12 protein-coding genes are annotated in these 13,078 nt (G+C 73.7%); 4 read left to right on the top strand and 8 right to left on the bottom strand.

The window, feature by feature from the left end; translation table 11 throughout:
• Positions 1–326 precede the first annotated feature (326 nt).
• Positions 327–659 (top strand): DUF6479 family protein, encoded by a 333-nt coding sequence (locus tag ACFYW1_RS24585; protein ID WP_388997041.1) that lies wholly within the window; start codon positions 327–329, stop codon positions 657–659.
• Between the two features lie 41 nt (positions 660–700).
• Positions 701–1,498 (top strand): VOC family protein, encoded by a 798-nt coding sequence (locus ACFYW1_RS24580; protein WP_388997038.1) that lies wholly within the window; start codon positions 701–703, stop codon positions 1,496–1,498.
• Positions 1,499–1,553: 55 nt separating this feature from the next.
• Here the strand turns inward: ACFYW1_RS24580 and ACFYW1_RS24575 are convergent, their stop codons facing one another.
• The 8 genes from ACFYW1_RS24575 to ACFYW1_RS24540 all read right to left on the bottom strand — a co-directional run bounded on the left by ACFYW1_RS24575 (position 1,554) and on the right by ACFYW1_RS24540 (position 8,807).
• Positions 1,554–2,075: a DUF6328 family protein gene (locus tag ACFYW1_RS24575; RefSeq protein ID WP_388997035.1), complete on the bottom strand. Its 522-nt coding sequence runs from the start codon at positions 2,073–2,075 to the stop codon at positions 1,554–1,556.
• 113 nt (positions 2,076–2,188) lie between these two features.
• Entirely contained in the window at positions 2,189–2,731 is a 543-nt protein-coding gene (locus tag ACFYW1_RS24570; RefSeq protein WP_388997032.1) for a GNAT family N-acetyltransferase, read from the bottom strand.
• Positions 2,732–2,788: 57 nt separating this feature from the next.
• Positions 2,789–3,193 (bottom strand): DUF1992 domain-containing protein, encoded by a 405-nt coding sequence (locus ACFYW1_RS24565; protein ID WP_388997029.1) that lies wholly within the window; start codon positions 3,191–3,193, stop codon positions 2,789–2,791.
• Between the two features lie 74 nt (positions 3,194–3,267).
• Positions 3,268–4,245 (bottom strand): hypothetical protein, encoded by a 978-nt coding sequence (locus ACFYW1_RS24560; RefSeq protein ID WP_388997026.1) that lies wholly within the window; start codon positions 4,243–4,245, stop codon positions 3,268–3,270.
• Positions 4,246–4,407: 162 nt separating this feature from the next.
• On the bottom strand, positions 4,408–5,205 hold the full coding sequence (locus ACFYW1_RS24555) for a tyrosine-protein phosphatase (RefSeq protein ID WP_388997023.1): 798 nt from the start codon (positions 5,203–5,205) through the stop codon (positions 4,408–4,410).
• A 314-nt stretch (positions 5,206–5,519) separates the two neighbouring features.
• A complete protein-coding gene (locus tag ACFYW1_RS24550; RefSeq protein ID WP_388997020.1) occupies positions 5,520–7,466 on the bottom strand; it encodes an ABC transporter permease in 1,947 nt (648 codons plus the stop codon).
• A 107-nt stretch (positions 7,467–7,573) separates the two neighbouring features.
• A complete protein-coding gene (gene modA, locus ACFYW1_RS24545) occupies positions 7,574–8,362 on the bottom strand; it encodes a molybdate ABC transporter substrate-binding protein (RefSeq protein WP_388997017.1) in 789 nt (262 codons plus the stop codon).
• Between the two features lie 49 nt (positions 8,363–8,411).
• On the bottom strand, positions 8,412–8,807 hold the full coding sequence (locus ACFYW1_RS24540) for a helix-turn-helix transcriptional regulator (protein WP_351830046.1): 396 nt from the start codon (positions 8,805–8,807) through the stop codon (positions 8,412–8,414).
• Positions 8,808–9,014: 207 nt separating this feature from the next.
• On the opposite strand from ACFYW1_RS24540, the gene mutA reads away from it, so the two are divergent.
• Complete coding sequence (gene mutA / locus ACFYW1_RS24535) at positions 9,015–10,874, top strand: methylmalonyl-CoA mutase small subunit (protein WP_388997013.1); 1,860 nt, start codon at positions 9,015–9,017, stop codon at positions 10,872–10,874.
• A complete protein-coding gene (scpA, locus tag ACFYW1_RS24530) occupies positions 10,874–13,075 on the top strand; it encodes a methylmalonyl-CoA mutase (RefSeq protein WP_388997010.1) in 2,202 nt (733 codons plus the stop codon). The genes mutA and scpA overlap by 1 nt, the downstream gene beginning before the upstream one ends.
• Positions 13,076–13,078 lie beyond the last annotated feature (3 nt).

Here is a 13,078-nt window from a genome sequence, read left to right as displayed (position 1 = left end):
GATTCCCGCGCCCGGGCCGGCCCACCGGCCGGGCAGATCCGGCGCCCGTCATTCCGCCCCGGCCCCTCCGACGATTCGGGGACTGTCTCCAGCCTCGCTCCGCGGCGGTGCGACAGCGACACGAGGACGCCGCCGCGGCCCCTTCGGCTCTCCGGAATCCGCCGGTCGGGCGAGTCCGCCGCCCTCGTCCCGCACCACCCCGGCGGCCGCCCGTACTCTCCGAGCGAAACGCTTTTCGCCCTGCATCCACTTAAAATATGAATTCAGGGTGTTTGTCGCGTGCGGGATTCGCCTCGGGGTATCCGGCACATATGGACGGATCACACATGGACGTATCGCACATGGACCTGAATGCGGCGGCCCTCGTCCTCGCCGACGGCCGGGGCGCGGCCGGAGCGGTGATGGGCGTGGTCGGAGTGGCCCTGGTGGCCATGCTGATCGGCGGCTTCTGGCTGGGCAAGCGGCGTCGGGACCAGGAGCTGCCACCCCCCACCCCCGATGAACAGCCGCCGCGGCCGGACCACCGGAGCCACGTCGAGGCACAGGACGTGCACGGCGACGACAGCTTCCCGCCCAACGGCAGGGGCCTTTCCCCCTACGAGCTCGGGGACCACGGGAACGAGCCCCTGCGCCGCAACGGCGACGAACGCCGCGAATGAACCCCGGGCTCCCTCACGACGGCTCCCCGGGGCGCACGCCGATGCCGGCGCCGCTGACCGGATCGGCGGCGCCCTGCTGGGTCAACCTCATGACCCGCGACCTGGGGGCGGCGCAGGCGTTCTACGGCGCCGTACTGGGATGGTCCTTCCGGCCGGGCAGGCTGGGGCAGGAGTTCTCGGTCGCGCGCCGCGGCGACGTGCCGGTCGCCGGGATCGGCGCGACGGCGACCGCCTACCGGGTGGCCGTGGCCTGGACGCCCTACTTCGCCGTCCCCGACGCGAACGCGGCCGCCTCGCGCATCCGGGAACGCAGCGGCACGGTCGCGGTGGGGCCGCTGGCGCTCGGCAAGGGGCGCGGGGTCCTGGCGGCGGACCGCGACGGCGCGGTGTTCGGCGTCTGGGAGCGGACCGGGCCCGCGACCTCGCCGCCAGCGCCGGACGACCACTCGCACGCCTGGCTCCGGCTGCACACCAGGAACGCCTTCGACGCCGCGATCTTCTACGGGGAGGTGCTCGGCTGGGCGAGCGGGCGCCCGGGGTGCTGCGAGGTCTCGTACGAGAAGGACGAGGTCGTCGTCGAGTGCCGCGGCCGACGGCTCGCCCGGATCGGCTCGGGCGCGGTGGAGGCGGCGCCCGATCCGACGGTCCGCCCGCACTGGCAGGTGTACTTCCCGGTCGCCGACGTGGCGGCCACGGTCGATGCCGCGCGGGAGAACGGCGGCGCCCTGGTCGGGCGGCGGCCGCTGGGCCGGGGCGGCGAGGCGACCCTGCTGGACCCGGACGGGGCCCTCTTCACGGTCACCGACGTCCCGGAACTCGCCGTGGCGGACCCCCGCTGACCGGATCGGCCACCGCGCCGCACCCCGCACGGAGACCGCCCCCCCCGGGCCGGAATCATTCCGGCCCGGGGTCTTCCTCCCCCTCGGGCGGCGAGGAACGGGCCAGGGCCCGCACCGGGAACGCGAACCAGCAGGCCAGGAACCACACCGCCATACCGCCCACCAGCCACAGGGCGAGGGAGTTGTGCAGGGCCACCCGCAGGATGAGCAGCAGGGTGGAGCACATGGTGCAGAACAGCAGGACGAGCCCGAGCACGGTCATCCGGGACGCCCAGACGACCGTCTGCGGCTTGAGCCGCCGCCCGGTGAGCAGCCGGTGGTACGAGACGGGGCCGATCAGGGCAGCTGCGGTGGCCGATCCCAGCATCACGGTGACCACGTAGATGTTGCGGTCGGTGTCCGAGAGTTCGGCGAAGCGCGACTGGAAGACCACGGCGAGCAGGAAGCCGAACAGGATCTGGACGCCCGTCTGGGCCACCCGCAGCTCCTGGAGCAGGTCTGTCCACCGCCGGTCCGCGCGTTCCTCGGGGGTCTCGTGGCGGCCCCGGTCGCCGGAGGGCTCTGCTGTCGGGGTCACCGGAGCCTCCGTCCAATACCGGCTGTGCCCCCTCCTCCCTCACCGTAGACCCGGCGGCGGGTGCGGGCACGGGCACCGCTGCCCGGCCCGCGGCCCGCGGCACGACGCCGGGGTCACCCCGCGCGCGGACCCTCGCCGCGCTCCGGGCCGGTTTCCTCCCCCGGAGCCCCGACCGGCAGCAGCAGCTCGGGCCGGTCCCACATCACCGCGGGCGGGCGGGCCATCGATGTCCCGGTGCGCAGGGCGCCCATGCTCCGGTAGAAGCCCTCGGCGGGCGGGTGCGAGACGACGCGGACGCCGCTCAGCCCGGCGCGCCCGGCCTCGCCGCGCAGATGGCCGACGAGGAGCCGTCCGATGCCGAGCCCCTGCACGTCGTCGGCGACGAACATGAGGTCGAGTTCCGGCGGCGAGAGGACGAGCGAGTAGAAGCCGAGCAGCCGGTCGGTGCCGCTCTCGACGGCCGCGAAGACCCGGTGGGCCTCGATGTAGTCGGGGCCCACCCGGTAGCCGGCGACCATCGGGGCGTAGTGCCCCTCGTAGGCGCGGGAGGTCCTGACCAGTCGGGTGAGTCGCTTCGCGTCCCGGGCGGTCGCCCGCCTGACGTACGCGGCCGCCCGGCGCGGCGCGGCGCCCGGACGCGTGGTGCTCGTTGCCATGGGCCGAGTATCACCCATCCGGGCGAGGGGGCCGGGCGGCCGTCGCCCGGCGGTACCTCACGCGGAGTCGCGCCCGGCGCGCCACTCCTCGACCACGGCTTCGACGTCGAACGGCCGGAGGTTCAGCAGCGGTCCCGGCGGCGGACGTCTGACGGCTGCCCGGATCTTCTCGTTGACCTCGGTGAGCATGCGCCGCACCTCGGCCTCCGTGCGCGTTCCGGGAACGGCCGCGGACACCTCCTCGGCCTCCTTGCGCAGGGCCAGCGCCGGCGGGAGCACCGACACCCCTTCGCGGTGCATCTTCCGCTTGATCCACCAGTTCTCGTCGTAGGGGGCCTCGACGCTGTCGAGCGGCTTGCCGAAACCCGGCAACTGCGAGATGTCCCCGCGCTGTTCGGACTCCCGGATCTGCTTGTCGACCCATGATTCGAAGCTGAGGTTCGCGGGTTTGCGCTCGGTCAACGTACGCCCCTTCCGGAGTTTCGAATCCGTGCCCTCACGATACCCGGGGCCGGTACGCGGCCGGGGCGGCCGGGTCAGTGGGCGTGGCCGGCGGCGCCCTCGTTCTCGCTCTTTCCCTTGCTCCCGCTCGTGCTCTCCTGGTGGTCGCCGCCCTTCTCGGCGGACTCCGGCACCCGGACGGTGAAGGCGGCCGTGCGCACCTTGCCCTCGTGCCGGAAGTCGAGGAAGAGGCGGTACGTGCCCGCGCTGGGCGCCGTGGCGGTGAAGGACACCTCGGGGCCCGGGCCCCCCTCGTTCGGGTGGACGTGGAGGTAGGCCAGGTCGCCCGAGCGCAGGGCGACCAGGTGCCCGTACGCGCCGAGGTAGCGCTGGAGGTCGGTGACGGGGCGGCCGTTGCGGCTGATGGTCAGCTTCAGTTCGCCCGACCGGCCGGCCCGGAGGCCGCCGTCGAGCGCGACGTCGTACCCGTCGGCCTCGGCGGTGGCGCGCGGGGTGGGCAGCGGGGCGGGGCGGTACGCGCCGGAGACGGCCAGGTCCGCGCCCAGGGTGAGGTTCTCGGCCCCCGCGACGGCGGGAGTGAAGTCGGCGAACGCCCGGTAGCCACCGGCCTCGGGCAGTTCGACGGAGGTCGACCAGGTGCCGTCGGCCGCGCGGACGGGGTGCAGGTGCCGGTACTGGGTGAGGTCGCTCGACGCGAGGATGAAGTGCAGTTCCTTGCCGTGCTCGCGCCGGTAGGCGGTGACCTTGCGCCCGCTGTCGTCCTTGACGGTGAACCGGATCTCGCTGCGGGCCCCGGCGCGGACCACCGGGTTCTCCAGCGCCAGCGTGTACCCGCCGTCGGAGATCCCCAGGCCGCCGGCCGCGTGGTCCGCCGCGGCCTTCGGCTTCTCCTTCCCCTCGCCCGCCTCCTCTCCCCCGCCGTGGCCGCCGTGCTGCGCGGGGCGGTCCTCGGCCGCCACCAGCGGGTCGACGCTCCTGCCCACGCCGTACGCGGTTCCGAAGGTCGCGGCGAGCGCGGCGGCGAAGGCGGTGATCCTCAGGGCGTTGTTCATGACGGTTTCCTCCTCGGGTGGGTCGGGAGGCCGCGCCCCCCGACACACCACAAGATACCCCCTAGGGGTATCAAGTCAACCCGGGAGGGCGGCATCTTCTCCCGCCATCCCGCGAAGGGCGGGCCCGGCGGCGCGCCCGGGGAGGACGCCGGGACGTCCGGCTCAGGCGGGCACCACGAGTCCGCCGAGCAGCCGCTCCAGCGCGGCCCGGGGAATCCGCAGGCCGTCGCGCACATAGCCCTCCAGCCCGCCCCACCGCTCGTCCATGGCGTCCAGCGCCGTGTCGAGGTACCGGGGCCGGACCTCGCTGATCGCGGCCGCGATCTCCGGGTCGCCGCCCGCGTCGAGGAAGTCCCGCACGTAGGGGGCGAAGGCGGCCCGCACCACCGGGTTCACCGCGAGGAACTCGGCCCGGACCGCCTCGCGCGACGCACCGAGCATCATCAGCAGGAGCGCGGCGGCCCAGCCGGTCCGGTCCTTGCCCGCCGTGCAGTGGAAGAGCACCGGACGGGCCCGGTCGTCGGCGACCGTCTCGACGAAGGCCCGGTGGGCGGCCGCGGCACCCGGTGAGAGGACCATCTGCCGGTAGGTCCCGGCGAACATCTCCTCCGCCTTCCCGCCCCCCAGCAGCCGCTGCGCCTCGGCGGGGTCGGTGAGCAGCGCGCGCAGCCGGGCGGGGGCCACGCCCGGGTTGTCCCCGAGCACGTCGGCGACGAACAGCCGCGCCCCGGGAGGCAGCCGGTCCGGTGCCACGGAGCGCTCGTCGGCGGTCCGCAGGTCGACGACGGTACGGATGCCGAGCGCGGCCACCTCCGAGTCCTGCGCCGCGTCGAGCCCACTGAGCTGCCCGGAGCGCAGCACGACCCCCGGCCGGACCCGCCGGCCCCCGTCCAGGGCGATGCCGCCCAGGTCGCGCAGGTTGAGGACGGTGGATGCCGGGACGGCCCTGGCGGTCTGCACGATGAATTCCCCTGTCCCGACGTGTGTGCGCATTGATTCGACCTGGCCGGTCAAACGTTGCACGCGCCCGGGAAATCGACAAAGTAAAACGCCGGTCGACGGCGATCGGGAACCCCTATGGAGATAAAGGAAATGTGAAGCCACCCCCCTCCCAGCCCCAGGTCAGGGGCGCTCCACAGGGGAAAGCGGCTCTTTTCCTGCCCTCCCGGTCTCCTCTCCACCCTTTTGCCGCACGGGCCGGTGGGCGGGAATCGAATTTCCGGTCCCGTGTTTTTCCGGACGCACGCGTCCGGCCCGGATCGGGAGCGGTCCGTTCACCGGGTGACGACGGTGACCTCGGTCGCCTTGACGCTCGTCCACACGGCCGTTCCCTCTCCGAGGCCCAGCTCGGCCGCCGCCTCGGGGGTGATCTCGGCGACCAGGTCCGGTGCCTCGTCGAGGGCGAGGGCCACCCTGATCCGGCTGCCCACGGCGGTGAGTTCGCGGACGGTGCCGGGCCAGACGTTGCGCGGGCTCCCGGCCGGCCGCTCGCGGTGCACCGCGACCGCTTCCGGCGCGATGACCGCGAGGACGGCCGTCCCCCCGGCGGGCTCGTCCGCGGCGACCAGCCGGCCGCCGTCCGCGAGGGCGAGGGTGCCGTCGCCGGCGGCGGTGCCCGGCCAGGCGTTGCGGCCGAGCATCCGGGCGACCCACGGCGAGCGCGGATGCCGGGTCACCTCGGCCGGGGTCGCGTACTGGAGGGTGCGGCCCTCGTCGAGCACGAGCACCCGGTCGGCCAGCGACGCCGCTTCGACGGGGTCGTGGGTGACGATCAGGCAGACGCCGCCGAACCCGGCAAGGTGGGTGCGCAGGGTGTGCCGGACGTGGGCACGGGTGGTCTGGTCGAGGGCCGCGAGGGGTTCGTCGAGCAGCAGCAGCCGGGGGCGGGCGGCGAGCGCCCTGGCCAGGGCCACGCGCTGGGCCTGGCCGCCGGAGAGCTGGGCGGGTCTGCGGTGGGCGAGGTGGCCGACGCCCAGCCGGTCGAGCCACCGCTGCGCCTCGCGCCGGGCCTCGGCCCGGGGGACGCCGCGGGCCCGGAGCCCGTACGCCGTGTTCGTCAGCGCGCTCAGGTGCGGGAAGAGCGCGCCGTCCTGCGGCACCCAGGCGACCTGGCGGCGGTGCGGGGGCAGTCCGGTGACGTCGGTGTCGCCGAGGCGCAGCCGGGCGACGGCACGTGGGGTCAGGCCGAGCAGGGCGCGCAGCAGGGTCGTCTTGCCCGCGCCGTTGGGGCCGACGACCGCGATCGTGGTGCCGGGCGGGGCGTCGAGGGTCAGCCGGTTGAAGCCGGTCACCTCGGCGTGCAGCGGGCAGGGCTCCCGCCGGGCGGGGGGCGGCACCTCCCGGCCGGCCGGGAGGTGCGTCGCGGCCGGGTCCTTCGGGTCGTCCGGGACGGGGCCGGGGGCGCGCGAGCGGTCGCGCGGCGTTCCGGTCCACCGCCCGCGCAGCGCGACGAGTACGGCCATGGCGATGGCGAGCAGCAGCAGCGAGACGGAGGTGGCGGCCTCCGGGGACTCCTGGAGCAGCAGATAGACCTGGAGGGGCAGCGTCTGCGTGGTGCCCGGCAGGTTTCCCGCGAAGGTGATGGTCGCCCCGAACTCGCCGAGTGCGCGCGCCCAGGTGAGGGCGGCCCCGGCGGCGAGGCCGGGGGCGACCATCGGGAGGGTGACGGTGCGGAACACCCGGACCGGCGGGGCCCCGAGGGAGGCCGCGGTCTCCTCGTACGCGGGGCGCAGGCCGGCCAGGGCCCCTTCGAGGCTGATGACGAGGAACGGCATCGCGACGAAGGTCGCCGCGACCACCGCGCCCGACGTGTGGAAGGGCAGGGTGATGCCGAAGGTGCCCTCCAGCCAGGGGCCCAGCAGTCCCCGTCGGCCGAAGCCGAGGAGGAGGGCCACGCCTCCGACGGTGGGCGGCAGCACCATCGGCAGCAGGACCAGGGAGCGGACGAGGGCCTTGCCGGGGAAGTCGACCCGGGCCAGCAGCCAGGCCAGCGGCACCCCGAGCAGCAGGGACAGCCCCAGCGCCCAGGAGGAGACCAGCAGGGACAGTCTGAGCGCCCGGGTGACGTCCGGATCGGTCAGATGGGCCCCGAGGCCGGCCCAGGGGGTGCGGGCCAGGACGCCGATCAGCGGCACCAGCAGGAACGCGACGGCGAGCAGGGCGGGAAGGGCCAGGGCGACGGGGGTGCGCACACCGGGCGCCCGGCTGCGGAGGGCTCTCATCAGGATTCCCTGAATGGGGTCGGTACGGGCCCGGGGAGGGGATGGCTCCCCCGGGCGGGCCGGCCGTCCCACCACCGGTACGCGGTGTGCCGGCCGGTCGCGGCGGGTCACGGCTGCTGGAAGCCCGCCGCCCGGAGGATCTTCTGCGCGGCGGGGGTGCTCAGCCACTTCACGAACGCCGTCGCGGCCTCGCTGTCGCCGGACTGGCGCAGGGTGGCGGCCGGGTAGGAGGCGACGGCGTTCTGCGCGTCGGGGATGTCGACGGCGTCGACCTCGTCGGGGGCCGTGGCCGCGTCGGTCCGGTAGACGATGCCCGCGTCCGCCTCGCCGAGCTCGACCTTGCTGAGGACGGCACGGACGCTGGGCTCCTGGGAGACCGGCTTCACGGTGAGCTTCTGGGCGTCGAGGACCTGTTCGCTGTAACGGCCGACCGGTACCTCGGGGGCGGCCAGGACGACCTTCAGGCCGGGGTCCGTCAGGTCCTTCAGGCCGCCGATCTTCTTCGGGTTCCCCTCCCCGGTGGCGATGACCAGGCGGTTCTTCGCGATGACGGTGGGGGTCCCGGTGTCGTCCCACAGCCCGTCCATCGTCCTGGTGTCCGCCGTGACCAGCACGTCGGCGGGGGCGCCCTGTTTCACCTGGGCGGCCAGCTCCTGGGAACCCGCGAAGGAGAAGGCCACCTTCGTGCCCGGGTGCTCCTTCTCGTACGCGGCGCCCGCCGCCTTGAACACGTCGGTGAGGGAGGCCGCCGCGAGGACCGTCAGCCGGGCGCCGGAGGACGGTGCGGACTTCCCGGCGGACTCCTGCCCGTCGCCGCCGCAGGCGGCGAGCGGGAGCAGCAGGGCGGCGGTCGTGAGCGCGGCGGCGACGCGGCGCCTGCCGGGGGTGGTCGTCATGGTGACGGGGGCTCCTTGGGGAGGGGGACGCGTCGTGGGCGGCGCGCGGTCAGACGCGGTCGATGTGCACGTTGGTGGACTTCACCCGAGCGGTGGCCCGCATGCCGACTTCCAGTCCGAGTTCCTCGACGGCCTCCCGGGTGAGCAGGGAGACCAGCCGGTGCGGGCCCGCCTGGATCTCGACCTGCGCCGCGACGTCGCCGAGCTTCACGGCGGTGACGATGCCCGGGAAGGCGTTGCGGGCCGAGGTGTACGAGGGGTCGTCCTCGCCTCCGCCGCCCTGGCCGACCTCGATGGAGAACGCGGCCAGGTCGCGGCCGTCGATGACCCTGCGGCCGCTTTCGTCGCGGTGGGTGGCGACCCTTCCGGCGTCCGCCCAGCGGCGGGCCGTGTCGGGGCTCACGCCCAGCAGACGCGCCGCCTGCCCGATGGTGTAGGACTGCATGTGCGACAAGATATTCGAATGAATCTTGCATCTGCAATGTTCTGAGGCGTTCTGTGGAGCAAATACCAGGTGCCCTGGAGGAACCGACAAGCGTCTGCGGCGACCGGGTTACGCCACGGTCCGTGAAGGATCAAGTGCGGTCGGCAGAGTGCAAGGTCACAAGCGGAACCCATGCTGGCCTATAGCGACCTGACCTAGCATCTGGGCATGACGGTCCTGCCTGCCGACGGGCTTTCGTTGGCCGCCGAATTCCCCGCCCCCGCCCATGAGCAGTGGCAACGCCTCGTCGAGGGCGTGCTGCGCAAGTCGGGCAAGGAGGTCGCGGGGACGGCCGCCGAGGAAGCGCTGTCCACCACGGTGGAGGACGGGCTCATCACCCGCCCTCTCTATACTTCGCGCGACAGCGCGCCCGATGCCGGATATCCGGGTTTCGCCCCCTTCACCCGCGGCAGCACCGCCGAGGGCAATGCGGCGGGCGGCTGGGACGTACGGCAGCGGCACACCCTCGCGGATCCCGCGCGGCTCAACGAGGCGGTGCTCGCCGACCTGGAGAACGGCGTCACCTCGTTGTGGCTGACCGTGGGCGGCGCCGGGGGCGTACCGGTGTCCGGTCTGGCGAGGGCGCTGGACGGCGTCCTTCTCGACCTGGCCCCCGTGGTCCTCGACGCCGGGGGCGAACTCGACGCCGCCGCCACGGAGTTGCTGCGCATCGCCGCGGAGCGCGGGGTCGGTGCCCCGGCCCTCCGCGGGAATCTCGGCGCCGACCCGTTCGCCCTGGCGGCCCGTGGCGGCACCGAGCCCGACTCCTCGGACGCGGTCCGCTGGGCGCTGCGGTGCGCGCGGGAGTTCCCCGGGCTGCGGGCGCTGACCGTGGACGCGCTGCCGTACCACGAGGCCGGCGGTTCGGCCGCCGAGGAGCTGGGGGCCTCGCTGGCGACCGGCGTCGCCGTCCTGCGGGACCTGACGGAGGCCGGTCTCACGGTCGAGCAGGCATGCGGGCAGCTGGAGTTCCGGTACGCGGCGACCGCCGACCAGTTCCTGACCATCGCCAAGCTGCGGGCCGCCCGCCGGCTGTGGTCCCGGGTGGCCGAGGTGTGCGGGGCCGCCGGGGCCGGCGCGCAGCGCCAGCACGCGGTGACGTCCCCGGTGATGATGACGCGGCGCGATCCGTGGGTGAACATGCTGCGGACGACGCTGGCCTGTCTGGGCGCGGGGGTCGGCGGGGCCGGCTCCGTCACCGTGCTGCCGTTCGACCACGCCCTGGGGCTGCCGGACGCGTTCGCCCGGCGCATCGCCCGCAACACGTCGACGATCCTGCTGGAGGAGTCGCACCTGGCCCAGGTGATCGACCCGGCCGGCGGTTCCTGGTACGTGGAGCGGCTCACCGCCGAACTCGCCGATGCCGCGTGGTCGTTCTTCCAGGAGATCGAACGCTCCGGCGGTCAGGCCGCCGCCCTGCGCTCCGGGATGATCCGCGAGCGTCTCGCGGCGACCTGGGCGACGCGCAGCAAGGACCTGGCGCGTCGCAAGGAACCGATCACCGGGGTGAGCGAGTTCCCGCTGCTGGCGGAGCGTCCGGTGGAGCGCGAGGCCGCCCCCGCCGATCCGGTGGCCCCGGGCGGTCTGCCCCGGGTCCGGCGCGACGAGGCGTTCGAGGCGCTGCGCGCCCGGTCGGACGCGCACCTCGCGGCGACCGGGCAGCGGCCGAAGGTGTTCCTCGCCGCGCTCGGGCCCGCCGCGGCCCACACCGCGCGGGCGTCGTTCGCCGCCAATCTGTTCCGGGCGGGCGGCATCGAGCCGGTCCACGACCCGGTCTCCGTCGACGCGGCGACGGCCGCCGGGGCGTTCTCCGCCTCCGGGGCCACCGTGGCGTGCCTGTGTTCCAGCGACGCGCTCTACGCCGAGCAGGCCGCGGCGGTGGCCGGGGCGCTGCGGTCGGCGGGCGCGCAGCGGGTGTTCCTCGCGGGCCGGCCCGGCGAGCACGCCGGTGTCGACGAGTACGTCTTCGCCGGCTCCGACGTGGTGGCCGTGCTCTCCTCCCTCCTCGACCGTATGGATGTGGCGTAATGCGTATCCCCGACTTCTCCGGGATCGACCTCGGTCCGGGCGATGCCGCCGAAGTGTCCGAGGACCAGTGGCGTGCCTCGGTGAAGGAGTCCTCCGGCGGGTCGGACGACGACCTGCTGTGGCAGACCCCGGAAGGCATCGCGGTCAAGCCGCTGTACACCGGGCGCGACCTGGAAGGGCTCGACTTCCTCGACACGTACCCGGGCATCGCCCCGTACCTGCGGGGCCCGTACCCGACGATGTACGTCAACCAGCCCTGGACGATCCGGCAGTACGCCGGTTTCTCCACCGCCGAGGAGTCCAACGCCTTCTACCGCCGCAATCTCGCGGCCGGCCAGAAGGGCCTGTCCGTCGCCTTCGACCTGCCGACCCACCGCGGCTACGACAGCGACCACCCGCGGGTGACCGGTGACGTCGGCATGGCGGGGGTGGCGATCGACTCCATCTACGACATGCGTCAGCTCTTCGACGGCATCCCCCTGGACCGGATGTCGGTGTCGATGACGATGAACGGCGCGGTGCTCCCGGTGCTCGCGCTGTACATCGTGGCCGCGGAGGAGCAGGGCGTCGGGCCGGAGAAGCTGGCCGGGACCATTCAGAACGACATTCTGAAGGAGTTCATGGTCCGCAACACCTACATCTACCCGCCCAAGCCCTCGATGCGGATTATCTCCGACATCTTCGCGTACACCTCGCAGAAGATGCCGCGCTACAACTCGATCTCCATCTCCGGCTACCACATCCAGGAAGCGGGTGCGACGGCCGATCTGGAGCTGGCGTACACGCTGGCGGACGGGGTGGAGTACCTGCGGGCCGGGCGGGAGGCGGGGCTGGACGTGGACGCGTTCGCGCCGCGGCTGTCGTTCTTCTGGGCGATCGGCATGAACTTCTTCATGGAGATCGCGAAGCTGCGGGCGGCCCGGCTGCTCTGGGCCAAGCTGGTCGGGCAGTTCGAGCCGAAGAACGCCAAGTCCCTTTCGCTGCGCACCCATTCGCAGACGTCCGGGTGGTCGCTGACCGCGCAGGACGTGTTCAACAACGTGACCCGGACCTGTGTGGAGGCGATGGCCGCCACCCAGGGGCACACCCAGTCGCTGCACACCAACGCGCTCGACGAGGCGCTGGCCCTGCCGACGGACTTCTCGGCCCGGATCGCCCGCAACACCCAGCTGCTGCTCCAGCAGGAGTCGGGCACCGGCCGGGTGATCGACCCGTGGGGCGGCAGCGCGTACGTGGAGAAGCTGACGTACGACCTGGCGCGCCGGGCCTGGCAGCACATCGAGGAGGTCGAGGCGGCGGGCGGCATGGCGCAGGCCATCGACGCGGGCATCCCGAAGCTCCGGGTGGAGGAGGCCGCGGCCCGCACCCAGGCGCGGATCGACTCCGGCCGCCAGCCGGTGATCGGGGTCAACAAGTACCGGGTGGAGAGCGACGAGCAGATCGAGGTGCTCAAGGTCGACAACTCCTCGGTGCGCGCCCAGCAGATCGAGAAGCTGCGCCGGCTGCGCGAGGAGCGCGACGAGTCGGCCTGCCGGGCCGCGCTGCATGCCCTGACCGCGGCGGCCGAGCGGGAGCCGGGCCCCGGCCTGGAGGGCAATCTGCTGGCGCTGGCCGTCGACGCGGCCCGCGCGATGGCGACCGTGGGCGAGATCTCGGACGCCCTGGAGAAGGTGTACGGACGGCACGCCGGTCAGATCCGTACGATTTCCGGTGTGTATCGCAACGAGGCAGGTGAGTCCCCCTCCGTGGACCGGACCCGGGCACTGGTGGACAGGTTCGAGGAGGCCGAGGGGCGCCGTCCGCGCATCCTGGTCGCCAAGATGGGGCAGGACGGTCACGACCGCGGCCAGAAGGTGATCTCGACGGCCTTCGCGGACCTGGGCTTCGACGTGGACGTCGGCCCGCTGTTCCAGACGCCGGCCGAGGTGGCGCGGCAGGCGGTGGAGGCGGACGTGCACATCGTGGGCGTCTCCTCGCTGGCCGCCGGGCACCTCACGCTCGTCCCGGCGCTCCGCGAGGAGCTGGCGGCCGAGGGGCGCGAGGACATCATGATCGTGGTGGGCGGGGTGATTCCGCCGCAGGACGTCGACGCGCTGCACGAGGCGGGCGCCACGGCCGTGTTCCCGCCCGGCACGGTGATCCCGGACGCCGCGTACGACCTGGTGACGCGGCTCGGCACCGAGCTCGGCCACGAGCTGTGAGCC

Origin of the sequence: Streptomyces sp. NPDC002669 (assembly GCF_042889165.1) — a bacterium.
In the GTDB taxonomy this organism is placed as follows: Bacteria; Actinomycetota; Actinomycetes; order Streptomycetales; family Streptomycetaceae; genus Streptomyces.
Note: the sequence above shows the minus strand (reverse complement) of the source record. Positions and strands in the feature narration are given on the sequence as shown.

Bases quoted from the DNA above. Each gene is read 5' to 3' on its own strand.
- ACFYW1_RS24560 (WP_388997026.1), bottom strand. From the start codon at position 4,245: ATGAACAACGCCCTGAGGATCACCGCCTTCGCCGCCGCGCTCGCCGCG.
- ACFYW1_RS24570 (WP_388997032.1), bottom strand. From the start codon at position 2,731: ATGGCAACGAGCACCACGCGTCCGGGCGCCGCGCCGCGCCGGGCGGCC.
- scpA (WP_388997010.1), top strand. From the start codon at position 10,874: ATGCGTATCCCCGACTTCTCCGGGATCGACCTCGGTCCGGGCGATGCC.
- ACFYW1_RS24585 (WP_388997041.1), top strand. From the start codon at position 327: ATGGACGTATCGCACATGGACCTGAATGCGGCGGCCCTCGTCCTCGCC.
- modA (WP_388997017.1), bottom strand. From the start codon at position 8,362: ATGACGACCACCCCCGGCAGGCGCCGCGTCGCCGCCGCGCTCACGACC.
- ACFYW1_RS24550 (WP_388997020.1), bottom strand. From the start codon at position 7,466: ATGAGAGCCCTCCGCAGCCGGGCGCCCGGTGTGCGCACCCCCGTCGCC.
- ACFYW1_RS24580 (WP_388997038.1), top strand. From the start codon at position 701: ATGCCGGCGCCGCTGACCGGATCGGCGGCGCCCTGCTGGGTCAACCTC.
- mutA (WP_388997013.1), top strand. From the start codon at position 9,015: ATGACGGTCCTGCCTGCCGACGGGCTTTCGTTGGCCGCCGAATTCCCC.
- ACFYW1_RS24540 (WP_351830046.1), bottom strand. From the start codon at position 8,807: ATGCAGTCCTACACCATCGGGCAGGCGGCGCGTCTGCTGGGCGTGAGC.